Source organism: Congregibacter sp. (assembly GCF_965660375.1).
Taxonomy (GTDB): Bacteria; Pseudomonadota; Gammaproteobacteria; order Pseudomonadales; family Halieaceae; genus Congregibacter.
Genome location: NZ_CBFHZO010000047.1, coordinates 1 through 19,288 on the forward strand (window position 1 = coordinate 1; position 19,288 = coordinate 19,288).

Annotated in this window: 15 protein-coding genes; 10 read left to right on the forward strand and 5 right to left on the reverse strand. The window is 58.3% G+C overall.

Annotated features, from left to right (window positions below; all coding sequences use genetic code 11):
• Positions 1-338 precede the first annotated feature (338 nt).
• From ilvB to dbpA, 3 genes are all read left to right on the forward strand, one after another.
• A complete protein-coding gene (gene ilvB, locus ACTG3T_RS03635) occupies positions 339-2,198 on the forward strand; it encodes a biosynthetic-type acetolactate synthase large subunit (protein ID WP_439100903.1) in 1,860 nt (619 codons plus the stop codon).
• A gap of 430 nt (positions 2,199-2,628) precedes the next feature.
• Positions 2,629-3,474 carry a MipA/OmpV family protein gene (locus ACTG3T_RS03640; RefSeq protein WP_439100904.1) on the forward strand — a complete coding sequence of 282 codons (846 nt, stop codon included), beginning with the start codon at positions 2,629-2,631 and terminating at the stop codon, positions 3,472-3,474.
• A gap of 100 nt (positions 3,475-3,574) precedes the next feature.
• Positions 3,575-4,963, forward strand: a complete 1,389-nt coding sequence (gene dbpA / locus ACTG3T_RS03645; RefSeq protein WP_439100905.1) for an ATP-dependent RNA helicase DbpA — start codon at positions 3,575-3,577, stop codon at positions 4,961-4,963.
• Between the two features lie 51 nt (positions 4,964-5,014).
• On the opposite strand, the gene ACTG3T_RS03650 is transcribed toward dbpA, so the two are convergent.
• On the reverse strand, positions 5,015-5,485 hold the full coding sequence (locus ACTG3T_RS03650; protein WP_439100906.1) for an Lrp/AsnC family transcriptional regulator: 471 nt from the start codon (positions 5,483-5,485) through the stop codon (positions 5,015-5,017).
• 140 nt (positions 5,486-5,625) lie between these two features.
• Between ACTG3T_RS03650 and hppD the strand changes: the two genes are divergently transcribed.
• Entirely contained in the window at positions 5,626-6,711 is a 1,086-nt protein-coding gene (gene hppD, locus ACTG3T_RS03655; protein ID WP_439100907.1) for a 4-hydroxyphenylpyruvate dioxygenase, read from the forward strand.
• Between the two features lie 16 nt (positions 6,712-6,727).
• Here hppD and ACTG3T_RS03660 read toward each other — a convergent pair whose 3' ends face one another.
• Positions 6,728-7,621, reverse strand: coding sequence for a LysR family transcriptional regulator (locus ACTG3T_RS03660; RefSeq protein ID WP_439100908.1), 894 nt, complete (start codon positions 7,619-7,621; stop codon positions 6,728-6,730).
• Between the two features lie 134 nt (positions 7,622-7,755).
• Between ACTG3T_RS03660 and ACTG3T_RS03665 the strand changes: the two genes are divergently transcribed.
• From ACTG3T_RS03665 to ACTG3T_RS03680, 4 genes are all read left to right on the forward strand, one after another.
• Positions 7,756-9,363, forward strand: coding sequence for a proton-conducting transporter transmembrane domain-containing protein (locus ACTG3T_RS03665; RefSeq protein ID WP_439100909.1), 1,608 nt, complete (start codon positions 7,756-7,758; stop codon positions 9,361-9,363).
• Positions 9,364-9,383: 20 nt separating this feature from the next.
• Positions 9,384-11,927 (forward strand): YbcC family protein, encoded by a 2,544-nt coding sequence (locus ACTG3T_RS03670; RefSeq protein ID WP_439100910.1) that lies wholly within the window; start codon positions 9,384-9,386, stop codon positions 11,925-11,927.
• A gap of 2 nt (positions 11,928-11,929) precedes the next feature.
• Positions 11,930-12,883, forward strand: a complete 954-nt coding sequence (locus tag ACTG3T_RS03675; protein WP_439100911.1) for a universal stress protein — start codon at positions 11,930-11,932, stop codon at positions 12,881-12,883.
• A gap of 74 nt (positions 12,884-12,957) precedes the next feature.
• A complete protein-coding gene (locus ACTG3T_RS03680) occupies positions 12,958-13,893 on the forward strand; it encodes an NAD(P)-dependent oxidoreductase (RefSeq protein WP_439100912.1) in 936 nt (311 codons plus the stop codon).
• A gap of 25 nt (positions 13,894-13,918) precedes the next feature.
• Here ACTG3T_RS03680 and ACTG3T_RS03685 read toward each other — a convergent pair whose 3' ends face one another.
• Positions 13,919-14,347 (reverse strand): hypothetical protein, encoded by a 429-nt coding sequence (locus ACTG3T_RS03685; RefSeq protein WP_439100913.1) that lies wholly within the window; start codon positions 14,345-14,347, stop codon positions 13,919-13,921.
• A gap of 131 nt (positions 14,348-14,478) precedes the next feature.
• On the reverse strand, positions 14,479-15,663 hold the full coding sequence (locus tag ACTG3T_RS03690; protein WP_439100914.1) for a hydroxymethylglutaryl-CoA reductase: 1,185 nt from the start codon (positions 15,661-15,663) through the stop codon (positions 14,479-14,481).
• A gap of 182 nt (positions 15,664-15,845) precedes the next feature.
• Between ACTG3T_RS03690 and ACTG3T_RS03695 the strand changes: the two genes are divergently transcribed.
• On the forward strand, positions 15,846-16,733 hold the full coding sequence (locus ACTG3T_RS03695; protein ID WP_439100915.1) for an alpha/beta hydrolase family protein: 888 nt from the start codon (positions 15,846-15,848) through the stop codon (positions 16,731-16,733).
• A gap of 212 nt (positions 16,734-16,945) precedes the next feature.
• On the opposite strand, the gene ACTG3T_RS03700 is transcribed toward ACTG3T_RS03695, so the two are convergent.
• Positions 16,946-17,317: a VOC family protein gene (locus ACTG3T_RS03700; RefSeq protein WP_439100916.1), complete on the reverse strand. Its 372-nt coding sequence runs from the start codon at positions 17,315-17,317 to the stop codon at positions 16,946-16,948.
• A 233-nt stretch (positions 17,318-17,550) separates the two neighbouring features.
• On the opposite strand from ACTG3T_RS03700, the gene ACTG3T_RS03705 reads away from it, so the two are divergent.
• Positions 17,551-19,281, forward strand: coding sequence for an SLC13 family permease (locus ACTG3T_RS03705; RefSeq protein WP_439100917.1), 1,731 nt, complete (start codon positions 17,551-17,553; stop codon positions 19,279-19,281).
• Positions 19,282-19,288 lie beyond the last annotated feature (7 nt).

Below are 19,288 nucleotides of genomic sequence, written 5' to 3' on the forward strand. Positions count from 1 at the left end.
CAGGTCAGTAGAGACTGAACACCATTGCGTATGAGCTGACGGTTTGCCAAAAAATAGTCGTAGCTATTTTCCTTGGCTTGCGCGACCTGGGCTTGCGCCATGGTGCTGCCTCCGACAAGTAACGACGCGCTCAGCGCGGCGGAGAGAGTGGCAGAGCGTAGGCCGGACAGGTGGACGTTAAACATGGATATCCCCACAAACAAACGACACCGGACTATACACGGCACCGGGCTCGCCGTGGAGGCGTGCCGGCGTAGGACCTCAATGCTCCCAACAAAGACGGCGTCATTGGAACAGTCTAGAATGCGCGCTCGTTACCGTCGTTTGCAGGAGAAACCGTGACACAAGGGGATAGCCTAACCTACGGAACGCGCGATACCGTTACCGGTGGTGCGCTCGATGATCCGTCCCAGGGCGGTGAGGACGTTGCCCTTCGCGGTGCGCAAATTCTTGCGAAGTGCCTTGTCGCAGAGGGTGTCGATACGCTCTTTGGCTATCCGGGGGGCGCCAATCTTGAAATTTTTGACGTGCTGCCGCAGTTCGGTATTCGCTGTATTCGCACCGAACACGAGCAGGGTGCGGTGCATGCCGCCCAGGGCTACGCTCGGGTGACGGGCCGACCCGGGGTGTGTCTTGCGACGTCCGGCCCCGGTGCCACCAATCTGGTAACCGGTATTGCCGATGCTAATAGTGATTCAACGCCGCTGGTGGCCATCACGGGGAACGTGCCATCTCATCTGTTAGGTAAAAACGCTTTTCAGGAAGTGGATATCGTTGCGGTGACCGACGCGATTACCAAACGCAATTATCTCGTGAAGCGTGTGGGCGATATCCCCGAGGTGGTGCGCGAAGCGTTTTGCCTGGCCGGCGGCAACCGTCCCGGCCCCGTACTTATTGATATTCCCAAGGATATTCAGCAGCAGTACCCCAAAGATCCCGAGGGTAACTACAAGGCCCCTCGAATTCCTGCCGTGATCGATACGCCCGAGCCCATCATGAGCGGCATGGAGCAGGGGCAACTTGAAGAGTGCATGCGATTGCTCCGGGAATGCGAGCGACCGGTGATTTATGCCGGCGGAGGCATCGGCGTCGCAGGTGGAGAAGAGTCTCTTTTGGCCTTTGCCGAGAAGGCGCAGATCCCCGTGACCTGGACCATCATGGGGGTAGGATGCTTTCCCCCGGACCATGAACTGTCGCTGGATGTATTGGGGATGCACGGCGCCAAGTATGCGAATCGTGCTATCTACGAGGCGGACCTCGTGCTGGCGCTGGGCGTGCGTTTTGATGATCGTGTAACAGGCAACGTAGCGGAGTTTGCCAAGCAGGCGCGGATCATTCATATCGATATTGATCGCAGTGAACTCAATAAAAACAAAACGGTGACCTTGCCCATACGCGCTGATTTGCAACCTGCGCTCCTGCAGATGCTCGGCGCTTGTGATCCGGTAGCCTCACGCCCCTGGGTCGACACAGTAAATGGCTGGAAACAGGAGTATCCCTATCCCGAGTCAAACTCCGAGGGGCTCAAGCCTCAGCATGTGATCCGCGCGCTTTGCGCAGCTACCGGGGGAGAGGCGGTGGTGTCTTTGGGAGTGGGCCAGCACCAGATGTGGGCCATGCAGTTTTATCGGTCGGAACAGCCCCGTTCTTTTTTGAGTTCCTCGGGTTTTGGGACCATGGGCTACGGTTTGCCCGCGGCGATTGGCGCCAAGGTGGCAGCGCCGGATCGCCAGGTCATCGACATCGATGGCGACGGTTCGCTGAACATGACCATCCATGAGCTCTCCACCTGTCATCGCTACGGCATTGGCGTCAAAACGGTGGTGATAAACAATCAGTGGCTGGGCATGGTTCGCCAGTGGCAGGACATGATCTACGACTCCCACCGTGCGGGTTCTGACCTCTCTGACCCCATGGCCGTAAAATCCAGCGACGATACGGATATCTATCCGGATTTTTTGAGTATCGCCAAAGGGTATCGTGTGACCGCTGAGCGTGTGCGCCGTGCGGAGGATCTCCCGGACGCTATCGAGAGAATGCTTGCAGACCCCCACGAGCCCTATCTTCTTGACGTGATCGTGGACGCTGAGGAAAACGTGTACCCGATGATTCCCGCGGGTGGCACCTACCGGGACATCATCATGAGTGCGGATGATCTTGCGGGCAGCGATTCGAATACCCAGGGCAGTAATATCTGACCCGTGCTGCTTCGGCGGCAGCGCGGCCGGCTTTGCATCAGGGGATTGTGTTAAGGCTAGGCAGGTTATTTGGGTGAGGGTATAGCCAGCGAGAAGGCCCGCCCCTCGGGGCTGACCAGTAAAACCACGGGGTCTGAAGTAAGGGCTTTTTGAGGCGAGGGCATGGTGTTTGTCCGCGTGTGCAAATGACATCTCACTATAGCGGTAATTTTTGATGACTGGTCCTGCGTGCCACTCTCGACCACTCCATAGGACCACCCCCGACGACCGCGGCCAGCGATTGCCCTCAGCGTATGCCGACAGCGAAGAGTGCAAGGATTTTTGGGTCGCGTGGCGACAAAAATAGCGCGCAGATAGCACCGGAGTAATGCACTTCGCGTAACAAACAGCGACTAATATTGCTTAGGCAATTCCCATGCAGGATCTAACCGTGAGTCGATTCAACTACCCATTCGTTTTTTTGCTTTCGTTACTTGCCGCCACTGTCCACGCGCAGACAGATCGTAATGCGGCCGCAGCGCCTCAGGCAGCGTCTGCTGCGAGATCACCCATGGGGTTGCCCCTGGGCTGGCGTTCCGAGTTTGGCGCGGGCCTTATCGTCAATCCGAAGTTTGCCGGTAGTGACGAGTACAACGTTACTCCCATTCCCTACTTCGATTTTCGCTACGTGGATGAGGCTGGCACAAAGTTTTTTGCCAACGTGCCCCAGGGGCTTGGAGGGTATCTCTATCGCAGCGGTCGCCATGCATCGGGCGCTTCGTTCAAGGTCGGAGCATCCATTGCGCCGGGCTTTAATGTTCGGGATGACTCCATTGATGGGCTTGAGGAAGTGGGTTTAGCGACGGAAGCGCGACTGTTTGTTGAGGTGGCCAGCGGACGCTGGTCGGGCAACGCTACCTTTGCGCAGGATGTGGGGTCTGGTCACGAAGGTACTTATCTGGATCTCAGCGTGAATCGTCGCGGGCGGCTGATGGGCGGCAGAGGATTTTATGCCGTGGGTCCGGTGCTGCGCTTTGGGGATTCGGTCTATAAAGATTCGCTCTTTGGTATTACCCCAGAGGAGTCAGCAGAAACCGGGTTTCCCGAATACTCTGCGGAGGCGGGTGTGGAACGTGTAGGGTTGCAGGGCTTGGTTAGCTTGCCGGTAGGAAAGAGCAAATGGCGTTTTACCACCATCGTGCGGGGCAGTCAGCTGATTGATAATGCGGCTGCCAGTCCGATTGTTGTCGATGAAACGCAGTTCTTCTTTCTCACTTCGCTGACCCGGAATTTTTGACGGCGTGTAGTACCAAGCGAAAGCGCTTCGCGCGGAAGTCGACAACAGAGTCCGCCTGGCCCTTTGCTATGATGCGCCCCGTTTCTCCAAGGCAATTTTCATGAGTACAACTGACTTCGCTGCACTCCCGCTATCTCCCGCCCAGCTTGAAGCGCTGGCGGCGCTGGGTTACACGCAGATGACCCCGGTGCAGGCGCAGAGCATTCCTCTGGTGTTACAGGGTAAGGATGTCATCGCCCGGGCGCGCACCGGCAGTGGCAAGACCGCTGCCTTTGGTATCGGCCTGCTGCAGGCAATCAATCCCCGTTTTTTTGGCGTGCAGGCGCTCGTGCTGTGTCCCACGCGGGAGCTCGCCGAGCAGGTCTCCGGTGAATTGCGACGACTCGCCAGCCGTATGGCCAACATCAAGCTCGTGACCCTCTGTGGTGGTAAACCCTTCGGACCGCAGGTCGGCTCTTTGGAGCACGGTGCGCATATCGTGGTGGGCACCCCCGGTCGTATTCAGGATCACCTTGGTCGCGACACGCTGACACTTGATGGACTCAAGGTGCTGGTGCTGGATGAGGCCGATCGCATGTTGGACATGGGTTTTGCGGACAGCATGGAGGCCATCGTCGGTAAAACGCCCAAGTCGCGCCAAACGCTGTTGTTCTCGGCGACCTATCCGGAAAACATTCGCAAGATGAGTGCATCCATTCAACGGAAGCCGAGCATGGTGACCGTGGACGACGAGGTCGCCCATGAAGAAGGCGTGATCGAGCAGCTGTTTTACGAGGTGCAAAAGCACGAGCGCCACACCACGCTTCTCGCGCTCTTCGAACACTACAAGCCCGCGAATGCCGTCGTATTCTGTAACACCAAAAAGCAGTGCGATGAGGTTGCCGGCGTGCTCCGTGAATACGACATCGAAGCGCGGGCGATTCATGGCGATCTGGATCAACGGGAGCGCGATCAGGTACTGGTGCAGTTCGCCAACAACAGCTGCCCGGTGTTGGTGGCCACCGATGTGGCAGCCCGGGGGCTGGATATCAAGTCCCTGGCCATGGTGATCAATTACGAGCTCCCCCGCGATCCCGATGTGTATGTGCATCGCATCGGCCGCACCGGTCGGGCAGGGGAGACGGGGCTCGCCATGAGCATCATCATTCCCTCGGAGACGCACCGCATCCGCAAGATTGAGGAGTTCCAAAATCAGCCCTGTGCCTGTGACACGCTGCCTTCTCTGGATCGGAATCCTGACTATGAACTCACGGCGCCCATGGTGACCATTCAGCTCGATGCGGGGCGCAAGCAGAAACTGCGCCCCGGCGATATCCTGGGAGCGCTCACCGGTGATGCAGGCCTGGAAGGCGCTCAGATCGGCAAGATTTCTATCTTCGATCAATGGAGTTTTGTCGCCATCGAAAGAGGCGCATTGCGCCAGGCCATGAACTACCTGGCGAACGGCAAGATCAAAGGCCGCAGCATTCGTGCGCGGAAAATCCGCTAGCTAAACCTGAGCGGGTGAATGTGACCTGGCAAGCGTCTAATGCGGCGGTAGTTAATCACCAATAGGCAACGGGGCTGCCTGCTTCACCGTGAGCAGACTGAAGCTTGACTCGATGCCTTTCACTCCGGGGAATTGCAAAATGCCCTGCATGGCGATTTCCGAAAAATGATCCATGCTTTGAGCCACCACTTTGAGCAGGTAGTCGTAGGCGCCGCTCATAGCGTGGCATTCGATGATGTGTTCCTCCTGCGCGACACGCGCCAGAAAGTCTCGGGTCTTCTGATCATCGTGTTTTTCCAGCTGCACCTGTACAAAGGCCGTTACCTGCAGGCCCAGACTTCGCTGATTAATTCTGGCGCTGTAGCCGGTAATAACACCCTGTTCCTCCAGCCCCCGGACCCGTCGCAGGCAGGGCGATTCTGATAATCCCACTGCCTGGGCGAGTTCCACGTTGGAGGCGCGGCCATCCTGTTGCAGTACTTCCAGGATGCGGCGCTCGGTTTTATCCAGTGCTTTTGGCATATAGTTGCTCAAAAAATATAAATATAAGCATAAATAGTCTTTTTGTCGCTAATTATGGCAACAAATAGGAGGAATCTTTCGGGCGAAACTCTGTACTCTTAGGGGCTTGAAGCACGGTTTATCAACTTTGGAGAGCGCAGATGGCAGACGTTTTTGAAAATCCCATGGGCCTGGACGGTTTTGAGTTCGTCGAGTTCGCAGCCCTTGAGCGTGGCGTGCTTGAGCCCACTTTCGAGATGATGGGCTTCTCTCTGGTCGCCAGGCACCGCACCAAAGATGTGGATCTTTGGCGTCAGGGCGGCATCAATTTCATCATTAACTATGAGAAGTACTCCCCGGCCTACTACTACGCCGAGGAGCACGGCCCCAGCGCCTGTGGCATGGCCTTTCGGGTTCGCGATGCGGCTTTTGCCTATCAGCGCGCACTGGAGCTCGGTGCGCAGCCCATCGATATCCCCTGCGGCCCCATGGAACTGAAGATGCCGGCGATTCGTGGCATCGGTGGCGCCATCCTGTACCTCATCGATCGCTACGAGGACGGCACGGCTATTTACGATATCGATTTTGACTACGTCGAAGGCGTAGATCGTCACCCGGAAGGCTGCGGCTTCGAACTCATCGATCACCTTACGCACAACGTGTACCGCGGTCGCATGGACTATTGGGCCAATTTTTACGAGAAGCTGTTTAACTTCCGTGAGGTGCGCTTCTTCGATATCAAGGGCGAGTACAGTGGTCTGAAGTCCCGCGCCATGAGCGCGCCCGATGGCAAGATTCGCATTCCCCTCAATGAGGAAGGGCGTGCCGGTGGCGAAGGCCAGATCGAAGAATTCCTCATGAAGTACAACGGTGAGGGTATTCAGCACATCGCCTTTGCCTGTGATGATTTACCTGCCTGTTGGGATCGTCTTAAAGCTAAAGGCTTGTCCTTTATGACGCCTCCGCCGGACACCTATTACGAGATGCTGGATGAGCGTCTGCCGGGTCATGGCGAACCCGTGGATGAGCTCAAGTCCCGCGGCATTCTCCTTGATGGCAGCACCGAGGGAGAGCCACGGCTGCTGTTGCAGATCTTCTCGGAGACGCTGGTAGGACCGATCTTCTTTGAGTTTATTCAGCGCAAGGAAGACGAGGGCTTTGGCGAAGGCAACTTCCAGGCACTCTTTGAGTCCATCGAGCGGGATCAAATGGCCCGGGGAGCGCTGGGGCAGGGCGACGCGGCTTAGCTAAAACCAGACGCAGCTAGCTTACGCGACTGACCTGGTAGTGCTCGTCGAGGAGTTCCCGCACCAGCGGGTTATCAAAGCGACGCTTTAGGGTAATGGCGTAGAAGCTCTCAGTGAGGGCTTCGAAGTGCTTTGCCTCGACGAGTAAACCACTGTCCAGTTCGTCCCGGACAACAATAGGGGGCACGACGGCGATGCCGTGGTCCGCCCTCGCCAGCAGGCGGATCATGGCCATGTCATCGACCTCCGCAACGATGCGCGGTCGGACATTCATGCGGTCGAGCCAGGCATCAAAATTGTTGCGGATGCTGCTGGCCTCGGAAGGCAGAATCAGCGGTTGGGTCGTCAGCAGTTCTTTAATATCGATGTCCGGCACCACGCGCGATGGACTTCCCACAATACTTACCGGCTGTTCATCAATCAGGTGGGTCAGCCAGGGGATATCGTGGCTCACTGTGGGCGGGGTGTTTACCAGCAGCACATCCAGCTGCAGATCCTCAAGCTCCTTGAGTAACACCGAGAGACCATCAGAGCGCACCACAATGTCCAGATCCTCCCGCGTCAGCAGGGGCGACAAAAAGCTCACCTGAAAATTACGGGAGAGGGTGGCCATGGCGCCAATGCGGATGATTTTGCTGGCCCGGGCATCAATGCCGCGCATGCTGCCCACCAGGTCGGCGCCGGCGCTAAAGATGGTATCGGCATAATCCAGCGCAACGCGACCGGCCTCATTGAGCACCAGCTGACGCCCCTTGCGATCAAAAAGCGGGTGGCCCAGTTGCTCTTCCAGCTTCTGAATCTGCACTGATAGCGCCGGTGTACTGATATGAAGTACCTCCGATGCACGGGCCAGGCTACCCTCATGGGCCACAGTCCAAAAGTACTTTAAATGCTTAAAATTCAATTGCATAGCGAGATTTTTGGGCTCATTGCTGGAGGAATTTAGTTAACTTTATATTAAATGATTAGTTAAAACATTCTATTTTTTAATTCTGACGCCTTTACGTAAAGTGCACCTCAGTCACCTAACTGAGCAGTGCAGCTATGAATCCTTCTCTCGCAACACCTCTTGCGGCACCCCTTCCCATGCTCCTCGCAGCGATGTTTGTTGGCGTGCCCATCACCTGGCTGCTTACAGCCCTCTTTTGCCAAAAAGGCAGCGATTATCGTCAAGCTAGGGCGCGGTCCTTAAGTCTCGCGGGCGGTATCGCGGCGATGATCTTTTCGCTTGGTGCGATCCTGCTGTTGTCGCTCTACGGACCGACCACCGTCTACGCGCCGGGCATTCTCGGGGACGTGTTCTCCGTGCGCATCGATGCGGTTAGCGTTGCCATGACTACACTGGTGAGTTTTGTAGGCCTGGTGGTGCTGCGCTTCAGTCACAGCTATCTCATGGGTGACGCGAGGCAAGCGGACTTCCTCCGCTATCTCATGCAGACCCTCGCGGCGGTGAGCGTGGTGGTGATGGCGGGGAACGTGGTCCTTCTCGTTGCTGGCTGGGTCTTCATGAGCCTGTCTCTGCACCGCCTGCTGGTTTTTTACCCGGATCGTCCGCGAGCTCAGCTGGCCGCGCGCAAAAAATTCATCATTGCCCGGGGCAGCGATCTGGCCCTGGCATTGGCGGTGGGTCTCATGGTTGCCGCCACAGGGTCCACGGACATAACCGCTATTGCCAGCGCAGCGCAAAACAGTGCCGACACCTTCTCGGCCGCGCCGGCCCTCTTACTGGTGCTCGCCGCACTGCTCAAGTCCGCGCAATTCCCGACCCACGGGTGGATCGCAGAGGTCATGGAAGCGCCAACCCCGGTGTCCGCACTGCTCCACGCAGGGATCGTTAATGCCGGAGGCTTTCTCATTATCCGCTTCGCCGATGTCATCGCCTCCAGCGGCGTGGCACTCTACGCTTTGCTGCTGGTGGGAGGTGTGACAGCACTCTTTGGTTCCCTGGTGATGATGACCCAGCGCAGTGTCAAAGGCGCGCTGGCGTACTCCACCGTGGCTCAGATGGGCTTTATGCTGCTCCAGTGCGGGCTCGGCGCCTTCTCGTCCGCCATGCTGCACATCATTGCCCATTCGCTCTACAAGGCGCATGCCTTTCTTTCGTCCGGCAGCGTGGTGGATATCGCACGGGGTAATGGCTTCCCTGCCAAGGCAGCGCCGGTGCGCCCCGCGCTCATTCTTCTGAGTCTGTTCATCGCCGGCGGTATCTTCGCCGTCTGGAGCAGCGTGGTGGGCATCACCATCGCCACCAAGCCCGCTATTGTCGGTCTCGGCGCCATCCTGGTCTTTGGGGCCATGCACCTGGTGATCCAATCGAGTCGCGGCCAGGGATCTGCCCTGGTGCTGTTTCGCGCGAGTTCCACCGCTGCGGTGGTGGCCGGTTTGTACTTCACGCTGCAGACCCTTGCGTTGCTGGTGTTCGAAGGCAGCGTGCCCGAAGCGGGCAAGCTGGACGCGCTGCAGTTTGCTCTGATGATGCTCATGCTGGGCACCTTTGGCGCCGTCACCGTCCTGCAGTGGTACCTCCCCTCGGCGCGCAGCAACGCCCGCTGGCAGGCTTTCTGGGTACACCTCTCCAACGGTTTCTATGTCAACCAGCTCTTTAACCAGTTCATCGCCCTGCCGCGAGTAAACGGCGAGGCTAACCGATGATTTTTCACGAGGACTCTTCCATGACTGCACAAAAAACGGCAACGGTTACCACCCTTCCGGGCAGTCGCCCACCCGCGACGAACAGGGTCCGCGGCGCTCTGGCGCAAGCGGTGAAACGGGTAGCGCCCCTCTGGTCTCTGGATCATTTTGTGGCCGTGAACCCCTTCCTGGGCTTCACCGAAGAGCGTTTTGAACATGCTGCGCGACGCGTGTCGCTAGCCTGCGATGCTCAGCTGCTCATGCCCCGGGCGTTTTACCGGGAAGCGCTGGAGTCAGGGCGTATGGAACAAATTGATATAGAAAATGCCCTGGCTCAGAGTGCCCATGCGGGCACCGTCACCCTCAATGCCATCCTTGAAGGCTTGCAAAAAGAGCGCGATGCGCAGGCTCATAAAGCGCTGACCACCTGCGCCGACGTGGCGGCGAAGATCAGTGGTAAGGACTGGCCGGCGCTCATCGTTGAGCGTGTCTCGCACTGGGCATCAGGTTACTTTGATGCAGGACAGGCCAGCTGGCCCTCTCCCTTTCGGAATCTTAGACCCTACGAGGCCTGGCGACGGGAAGCGTCCATCGACTGCAGCGATACCGTAATGGGGCTTGCCTATGCCCAGGACATCATTGCCGATCTGCCGGATACCCCCGAGGCGCTCTGCGAGTACGCACTGCAGAAGCTGGCCGTACCCGAGGCGCTGCTGGATCTCTATCTCCACCGACTCCTTGCCAGCATCGGCGGCTGGGTCGCCTACGCGCGCTATCAGAGCTGGGGGCAGGAGCTCGCAGGGGAGTCCCCCAAGTGGGTGGTTGATCTTCTCGCGATTCGTCTCGCCTGGGAGCTCGTGCTCCTGCGCGAGCTGTCCACGGAAGGTGCCGAGATCGCCTGGCGCCGCGCGGTGCAGTCTCATGGGGACAGCGCCGACCTGCTGCGTGAGCTGAATGAAGACGAGGCTATTGACCAGGTACTCCAGGAAGCCTTTGAGCATGCCTGGCAGCGCAAGGCCATCAACGCCCTGGCAGATAACAGTAACCGCGCGGACGTAGCTCCCGCGCGACCCTCAGCCCAGGCGGTGTTCTGCATCGACGTGCGTTCTGAGGTACTGCGAAGAGCCATAGAAGCGGCTGCTGATAATGTTGAGACCCTGGGTTTTGCAGGCTTCTTTGGTCTGCCCATCGAATACCAGCCTCTGGCAGGGGAGGGGGGCGAAGCCCACTGTCCCGTACTGCTGTCACCGGCCATCGCCGTGCAGGAGTCTCTCCGGGGACAGTCGTTCGAAATGACCAACCGCTTATCCCAACGCATTCGGCTCCGTCGCCATCTGGGCAACGGATGGCGGGCATTCAAAAACTCGGCGGTTTCCTGCTTTGTTTTTGTGGAGAGCTACGGCCTGGCCTATGCCTACAAGCTGGCAGCGCATACCCTCGGATTGTCTCGCCCGGAACCGCACCCGTCCCACCGCGGTTTGCCGCCCAAGCTGGCCCGTGATCTGGGCCCGCAGCTCACACCGGTCGATGGCATCGGTGAGGGTATCGGTGTCGAAAGCCAGATCGACTTTGCCCACTCCATGCTCAAAGGGATGTCGCTCACCGAGGGCTTTGCCCGGGTGGTGATGCTGGCGGGTCATGGATCCGCCACGACGAATAATGCGCATGCCACGGGCCTCGACTGCGGCGCCTGCGGTGGGCAGACGGGGGAGGCGAGCGCACGCATCGCCGCGATGATCCTCAACAATCCTCCGGTGCGCGATGGCCTCAGGGAGCGGGGTATTGATGTTCCCCAGGACACATTCTTTGTCGCAGCCCTGCACAACACCACAACCGACGCAGTGGAACTGTTCGATCTGGATGGGCTTCCGGAATCTCATCAGCAGGACATTGAAGAACTTCAGGAGCAGCTGTCCGAGGCCGGTGAACAGGCAAGAGAAGAGCGCAGCAAGCTGCTGGCTTTTGCACCGGGTACCGATCCTTTGTCTGCAATGGAGACCAAGAGCCGCGACTGGAGCGAAGTGCGTCCAGAATGGGGTCTTGCAGGCTGCGCGGGGTTTATCGCGGCCCCCCGGGCCATTACGCGGAGTATCGATCTTAAGGGCCAGGCATTCCTGCACTCTTATGATTATCGGCAGGATCCGGATTTCAGCATTCTCGAACTGATCATGAGTGCGCCCATGGTGGTGGCCAGCTGGATCAGTCTCCAGTACTACGGCTCCACGGTGGATAACCGCGCCTTCGGTAGCGGCAACAAAACGCTGCACAACGTGGTCGGTGGAAGCCTCGGCGTTCTGGAGGGTAATGGCGGTGATCTTCGTGTCGGTTTGCCGCTGCAGTCGGTACACGACGGAGAAAAGTTCGTGCACGAGCCCCGCCGTCTCTCGGTGTTTCTGGCAGCGCCCATCTCCGCCATCAATCGTATCCTGGAGAAGCATCCGCATTTACAGCAGCTTGTGGACAACGGATGGCTTAAACTCTTTGCCGTGTATGATGATGGCAAGGTGGTCGCCAGGTATGTTGGCGACCTCCAGTGGGACGCTGCACAGGTCGATGCCGCGACAGCGGGAGGCGAGGAGGCCTAAGCTTGAAACAATTCAGAGATATCCTGGTTTACGCGGAGTCTGATGACCAGACGTGCCTGGAGCAGGTCGTTGCCGTCGCCACGACACACGGTGCAGCCATCACCGTTTGCGAGGTGGTGGAGCCAGCTCCGGAAATGCAGGATAACCGCGGTGTGGTTGAGCGGGTCAGCAAACTCCGCTGGTCCCGCGCTTTTCAGCGTCTGCGCCGGATCTGCGACCTGTTTGCCAACCATACCGTGATTGACTACTCCGTGTTTACCGGGGTGCCTTTTGTCACCATCACCGAGCAGGTGGTACAGCAGGACTTTGATCTGGTAGTGCACATCAGCGAACCGGTGCAGATGGCCACTGGCATCGGTTTGAACGCTACGGGGATGCACCTCATGCGTAAGTGCCCCTGTACGGTGTGGGCCCTGCATCCCGAACGGGAAAGTCACAGCAGCGACGTGGTACTGGCTCTCGATAGAGAACTGGCCAGCGGGACACGCGCGGCTGAAGCCTTTGCCATGACCCTTGCCGATGCGGCGCTGGGTCTGGCGCAGACCCGCGATGGCAATGTGCACGTTCTGCACGCCTGGCGACCTTTCGGGGCCGAGCTTCTGGATGACCCCGAACTTGAGCTTACGGACAGCGAGTGCCAGGTATATCGCCGGCAACAACAGGCCGATAGCGAGCAATGGTTCAAGCGCATGGTTCAGCGCATCGAAAGCATTGCAGACGATCCCGTGCGGGTGAAGGCCCATCTGGTAGAGGGGATGGCTGTGCCTACGGTAGCGATGCTGGTGGAGCAGACGGCTGCCGGTATGCTGGTACTGGGCACCGTTGGGACCTCGGCAAACCCCGGCGTTCTTATCGGGGCCACCACGGAGTCCATCCTTGCGGGCGGCAATGTTCCCGTATTGGCGCTCAAACCCCCGGGCTTTGTCTCACCACTGATGCTGGCCCGCCAGGCCTGAAATCTGGCCTGGGCTAGACATCCCCTTTGGCTGTGCAACACTGGTAGCCTTCGAACATTTGAGGGACCTGCCTGTTGGATATCGCTGTTGTCAGTAGCCGTGCCGATGCTCTGGAAGCAATTTTTGTCGGAGCGCTCAAACAGCGTATTCCCAAAGACGTCACGCTGCATTTTTATAAAGACCCCGACGCCCTGGATGGGTGCGCACTGGGTGCCGCGGTGGCGCTGGGCGCCCCTGATGTGCTGGCGCCGCTGCTGGAAAAAATGCCACAACTTCGCTGGGTGCAGTCCACCTGGGCGGGGGTGACTCCCTTTTTTGATGTCCCCCGAAGGGATTACCTGCTTACCGGCGTAAAGGATATTTTTGGCGCTAGTATGAGCGAGTACTGTCTGGCTTGGGTGTTGGCACTGGAGCGTTCCGTCCTTAGTCATGCCAATGCCGTAAGCTGGCAGCCGCACATCGATAGCGGACTGTCGGAGCTGCGCGTGGGCATCGCCGGAGTCGGCAGCATCGGCGCCGCGGTGGCGCGGGCATTTCGGCCATTCGTCAAAGAGATTCGTGGACTGAATAGTGATGGTCGGGCAGTCCCGGAATGCGATCACTGTTTTGCCAGCGCAGAGCGCCTGAGCTTTGCGCGGGATCTGGATGTACTCATCATGCTTCTCCCCGATACGCCCGCTACCGACGGACTGGTGGACGCCCCCGTGCTCGATACACTGGCAAGCGGTGCGGTGGTCATCAACGGCGGGCGCGCTAACGCCCTGGATCTGGATGCGGCGCTAAGGGCCAAGGCGTCGGGACAGCTGAAGGCCCTGGTGCTGGATGTGTTCCATGAGGAACCCCTCGAGGATGATGATGCGCTCTGGCACACCCCGGGCATTTATGTCACATCACACACTGCTGCGCCGACCGATATCCAGAGCATAGCGAAGGTGTTTGTGGATAACTTACAGCGCTACCAACAGGGTGAGCCCTTGCAGGGTGTGATTGACTTCGAACGCGGGTATTAGCCCCGGCTAACTAACGGGCAAGGGCTTAGTGGCGATCCCCCAGCCGTCTACCCCGCCGTTTCTTCCGGCGGTTCTTTTCGCCAGCGGTGCCGTAAAGCTCCGTCTGCAGGCCAATGCCTATGCGCCGATCTTCGTCGCGGTTGCAACGGCGGTCCTGGTGCTGTCGGAAGCTACACTGGCAGCCGGGGCTGTTGCAGCCTTCCAACGGCAGGGAAGGTGCCGCGGACGTGAGATAGCGTACATTTGAGGTTTCAAAGGCCATGGCGCAGGAGTTTGGGCAGGGCTTTACCGAAACCGCTGCATAGGGCGCCCTGGGTGCCTGTGCCCTGCTTTTGTCGGCGTGGTTGTCGCGAGATTGCTTACGATGATTGGCGTAGAAGAGTTTCTTCCTTGGGCGAAGTAACACTGCCGCCAGTACGCCCAGGAGCGCAATAATGCCGAGTATCTGTAACACTATGGATTCTCCCGTTGCTCACATTTATTTTCTCACTGCCTTGAGGGGGGTTCAAGAGAGAAAAAGCCCGGGGCATGGATGCGCCCGGGACCTCGAAATGTTCGCGATACGTGCCGACGGCCTCTGTAGTCTTAGCGGTTGCGTCCCAGACGTTCATGGGCATCGACCCACTCGTTCTGCCGGGTCTTTTTATCGACGCGAGTAGCGGCGCCCAGTGACAGTTCACCGGCGACGACGAGTGCGGCCGCGATTTCTGCCAGCTTCAGGGCTTTACCCTGGCCATGACAATCCATCATCTTTAGACACTCCCGCTGCGTGGGGAGGTTTGTACCCCCGCCATAGCTCGCAACAATCACACAGGGCAGGGTGATGGAGAAGTGATAGTCACCTTCACGGGTGACGCGGTTGTAGGTCGTGCACTGGTTGGACTCGCCGATATTGGCGATGTCCTGCCCCGTCGCCAGATACAGCGCGGCCAGTCCGTTCGCTGGATGTGCCGCGTTGTTGGAGGAATTGGTCAGGAAGGATGCAATGGTCGTGATTCCCTGGCCGTAGTGCATGGCTTCGGGGGTGATACGAAGGTTTCGCTCCAGTACGTCCCGGGGGATGGTGATTTCGGCGGTGACACGCTTGCCCCGATTTTTCAGAAGGTTGACCGAGGAGGTACGCTTTTCCGTATCGAAGTTGCCGGACAGCAGGTAGTTTTTCAGCGCCGGGTAGTTTTCGCGAATCCATTCGCAGGCGACAAAGGTGGCGCGGCTGGTCATGTTCTGTCCCGCCGCATCGCCGGTGCTGTAATCAAAGCGGGTGTAGACGAAATTGTGCGCGCAGTAGTGCTCGATTTCGTCAAGCTTGCCAACGGAGGTGGTGCTCTCTGCGACCTCCTTGATTTTAGGGAAGTTCTCCACCAGCCACTGTTCAAAGTCCCGGGCATCACGGGAGTTGCGGAAAACAAAGCAGGGTGCCCGCTGCATGGCCTGACCGACCACGGTGGTCATGACCCCGCCTGCTTCACGAATCACTTTCATGCCCCGGTTGTAGCTGGCCAGCATCGTACCTTCTACTGTGGCCATGGGAACGTAGAACTCCCCCTGAGCGTGTTCGCCGTTGATTAGAAGAGGACCTGCCACGCCAATGGGAACCTGCACCACGCCGAACATGTTTTCGATGTTGCCGGCCATTTCCTGGGCATCAAAGGAAAACTGCTTCGTGTGATCCAGCTCGATGCCCGTGGTCTCTTCGATAAAGCGCTGACGCTTCTCGATAATCTCCGCGCTGTAATCGTCGGCGCCGTCTCGGGGGATGGATTTGCTCATACTCGTGTCTCCGTGAGAAAGGCGGCTAAACTACGGTTTTGGGGTGCCAAGGTCAAACCGCAGAAAGCGCGGAAGCAAGCCCCGGCGCGGCGCCCACAGCAAAAGTTGCTTGCTGAAGAAATGGAGGTCCAATGATGTCTGGCTTTTGTTCAAAGCGTGGGAAATTGCTGGCAGGGGCGCTCATGGCTTTGACGCTTTTCTCCGCCATTGCCAATGCACAAACCATTGATGATGCCCTGTCTCAGGACCCGCCCTACGACGCTGACTACCCTGCGTCGGTGGTAGAACTGAGCGTTAGCAGTGATGGCCACCGGATGCCTGCGCACCTGTACCTTGCCTCGGGTGCTGGCCCTCATCCTACGGTGGTGTTGCTCCATGGGCTGCCCGGCAACGAGCGAAACCTCGACATCGCGCAGGCCCTGCGGCGTTTTGGATTCAACGTGCTGTATTTTCATTATCGCGGCGCCTGGGGTGCAGAGGGAGAGTACCGCTTCAGTCAGCTGCCGGAGGATGTGCTTGCAGTTCTTGATTATCTTCGTGACGAGGAGCATGCGCAGCGCCTGCGGGTGGATACTCAATCACTGTCAATTCTCGGACACTCTCTGGGCGGCTACGCGGCGCTGGCCAGCGGCGCCCGGGACGGTGACCTACGCTGCGTCATGGCCCTGTCGCCGGCAAATCCGGGGCTGTGGCAGGCTGATGTGAACAAGGGCGGCGGCACCACCAGTCTTCGCCTCAAAGCCTACGCCGATGAGCTGTTCATGCTTGAGGGCTTCTCTGGAGAACGATTGGAGGAGGAGCTGGCTTTTGCCGATCCATCGCTGTGGGATACGAGGGACTTTGGTCCGGGTCTTAAAGGAAAGGCCCTGTTGATGATAGTAGGAGAGCAGGATGCCGTGACACCTGCGGCCACGATGTTTACACCGGTGGTCGAGGCCTATGAAGCGCTTGGGGAAATTGACCTGACAGCGCAAGTGATCAGCGGAGACCACTCGTTTTCCTGGAGCCGCATTCAGCTCACCAGGGAGATTCTGAGCTGGACGGATGCCCGCTGCCGGGCAGCCCGGTAGCTGAATCGTAGTGCGAAAGGAGTATCCAACAGGTCTCCTTGAATCGACGAGCATTACGCGATAGCCGTTATTCTCCTCCACGGCGCCCGATCGTGCCCGGTCCCCGGTGCCGACCGGGAGGAAGTGCGCAAAGCTTTGCTCATGGAGCGGACAATGCACTGCGTCCCCCGGGGGACGCAGTGCGTAGCTTCTCGCCTCTCAAAAAATATTCCTTAGCCAAAGACAAAGAAAGCCAGCTTGTTGCCGTCAGGATCTTTGACGTAGGCACCGTAAAACACGTCGGGGATACGCTGTCCGGGCTCGCCGTCACAGGTCGCACCCAGCTCGATGGCCTTGGCATATAGCGCATCAACGGCTTCCTTGCTGCCGGCGGTGATTGCCACCATGTTGCCGTTGCCCGGATGATTGGGCTCCTCGTCGTAGGGCAGGCAGACGGCGATCATGGGTTCAGCCATGCTTTTACCGATAAATGCGATGCGATCCATATCTGCGGTAACCGAGGCGCCCATATCTTTGAGTAACTCGCAGTAAAAATTTTTGGCGCGGTCCATATCGCTAACGCCGACGGTGACATAACCGATCATAGGTAACTCCTTAAACTGGGTAGTGTTGCTCATTTAGTTGGCTTTTGTACGCCTGCACATTTTCCAAGCTCCAGCCGCCGTTTTTATGCCTAAAAGCGGCGTCAGGCTCTAAAGCGCGAGCAGAGTGTAAAGCATAACCCCGTACAGGCAATCCATAGTGAAGCACTGGCAATGCTTGAGGCCACAGGCCGGCTACGCGTATGCTCGTATATTCAAAGCCTGACTGACTGTCTATGCCTGAACAGCTGTTCATCGCCGCTATTTTTATGGGTCTTTTCTACGGGCTCGTGTTTACTTCCCATGCGCCAGCCTGGCTTTTTTCTGCTGCCATGGGCGTGGCCTACTTCGGGGGTCTTGTGGATACTCCCCAGGTGCTCGACAAGGCGACTAATATCGGGCTGGTAACACTGGTGCTGTTATTGCTTGTGTCCATTGGACTTGAGAAACTCAGCTGGCTGTCACGCCTGTCCAGGGGACTGGTGGTGCAGGGGTACCGGCGCTCTCTCCTGAGGGTATCGGCTGTTACCAGTGTCTTTTCGGCGCTGGTCAATAACACGGCGGTGGTTGCGACCCTGGCCAACGCCCTTCGTGAAAACAATCATCACCTCCCCAGTCGCCTGCTGCTGCCCCTTTCCTATGCTGCGGTGCTCGGGGGGACAACTACGCTCATCGGGACCTCAACCAACCTCATCGTCAGTTCCTTTCTGGAGGACGTTACGGGTGAGGGACTCGAATTTTTCGATTTTTTGCCCATTGGTCTCACCGTGACGGTGGTGGGGATTGGGGTATTGCTGCTGACACACCGACTGCTGCCGGCGAATCCGCGGGACAAGGTCACGGTTGCGCAATACCTTGTAGAAGCCGAGGTGGTTGCCGGCTCAAGCCTTATCGGTCGCAGCATCGCCGAAAACGGATTACGGGAACTGGAGGCGCTGTTTCTGGTCGAGATCGTCCGCGGTGAGCATTTGATTTCACCGGTGGCGCCGCAGGAATACATCGCGGAAGGCGATCGACTGATCTTCTCCGGCGACATTGCCAAGGTCAGCATGCTTGAACGATTTGATGGCCTGGCAACGTTCGCAGCGGGAGAGGGTTTGCTCAGTGGCAATCTTGTCCAGGTGATTCTGTTGCCGGGGGCTACCGTGGAGGGTAAAACCGTCAAGGACTCGGGGTTTCGCTCTTTGTTCGACGCGGCGGTGGTGGGTATACGGCGGGGTGGTGAGCGTTTGTCCGGCAAGCTCGGAACCATCACCCTCCAGGCCGGCGATAGCCTGATGCTGGCCATCGGTGGGGACTTTTACAGTCGACGCAATGTGGACAAGAACTTTCTCGTCGTGGGCTCGCGGTCGGTACAAAAACCCCTCAGTGCAGGGGTCAACAACGTCGTTGGACTGGCTATGCTCAGCGTGGTCGCGCTCGCCGCTATGGGTGTGTTACCGCTGATCAAGGGACTCCTTGGCATGCTGGTTCTAATGCTGGTACTGGGGGTGGTCCGTGCGGGGGAGCTCAGGCGACGTTTTCCCTTTGATATCGCCATGGTGATCGGTTCGGCGTTGGTCTTGTCACAGGCGCTGGTCAACACGGGGCTGGTCTCCGTCATTGCCGATGGCCTGCATTTACAGCTGGCCAGTAAGGGGCCTTATCTAGCCCTGGTAGCGGTGTATCTGGCGACTCTTCTCATGACGGAGTTGATGACCAACAACGCTGCGGCAGCGCTGGTGTTCCCCATCGCTTTTGGCCTCGCAGAGAGCTTTGGACTGAGTGCCATGCCGTTTGTCATGGCAGTGGCCTACGGCGCCAGCGCGAGCTTTATGACACCCTATGGATACACCACTAACCTGATGGTGCAGAACATCGGCGACTATCGTTTCGTGGACTATGTGCGCTTCGGTTTTCCGTTGTCGGTGGTGTATTCCCTGGTGGTGCTTGTGATGCTGCCACGGGTATTCCCTTTTACCGCCTGAATTGCTG

What these genes read in the sequence shown, in the direction of transcription:
- ACTG3T_RS03650 (WP_439100906.1), bottom strand. Translation starts at nt 5,485, where the DNA reads ATGCCAAAAGCACTGGATAAAACCGAGCGCCGCATCCTGGAAGTACTG.
- ACTG3T_RS03660 (WP_439100908.1), bottom strand. Translation starts at nt 7,621, where the DNA reads ATGCAATTGAATTTTAAGCATTTAAAGTACTTTTGGACTGTGGCCCAT.
- ACTG3T_RS03695 (WP_439100915.1), top strand. Translation starts at nt 15,846, where the DNA reads ATGGCTTTGACGCTTTTCTCCGCCATTGCCAATGCACAAACCATTGAT.
- ACTG3T_RS03690 (WP_439100914.1), bottom strand. Translation starts at nt 15,663, where the DNA reads ATGAGCAAATCCATCCCCCGAGACGGCGCCGACGATTACAGCGCGGAG.
- ACTG3T_RS03700 (WP_439100916.1), bottom strand. Translation starts at nt 17,317, where the DNA reads ATGATCGGTTATGTCACCGTCGGCGTTAGCGATATGGACCGCGCCAAA.
- hppD (WP_439100907.1), top strand. Translation starts at nt 5,626, where the DNA reads ATGGCAGACGTTTTTGAAAATCCCATGGGCCTGGACGGTTTTGAGTTC.
- ACTG3T_RS03670 (WP_439100910.1), top strand. Translation starts at nt 9,384, where the DNA reads ATGACTGCACAAAAAACGGCAACGGTTACCACCCTTCCGGGCAGTCGC.
- ACTG3T_RS03705 (WP_439100917.1), top strand. Translation starts at nt 17,551, where the DNA reads ATGCCTGAACAGCTGTTCATCGCCGCTATTTTTATGGGTCTTTTCTAC.
- dbpA (WP_439100905.1), top strand. Translation starts at nt 3,575, where the DNA reads ATGAGTACAACTGACTTCGCTGCACTCCCGCTATCTCCCGCCCAGCTT.
- ACTG3T_RS03665 (WP_439100909.1), top strand. Translation starts at nt 7,756, where the DNA reads ATGAATCCTTCTCTCGCAACACCTCTTGCGGCACCCCTTCCCATGCTC.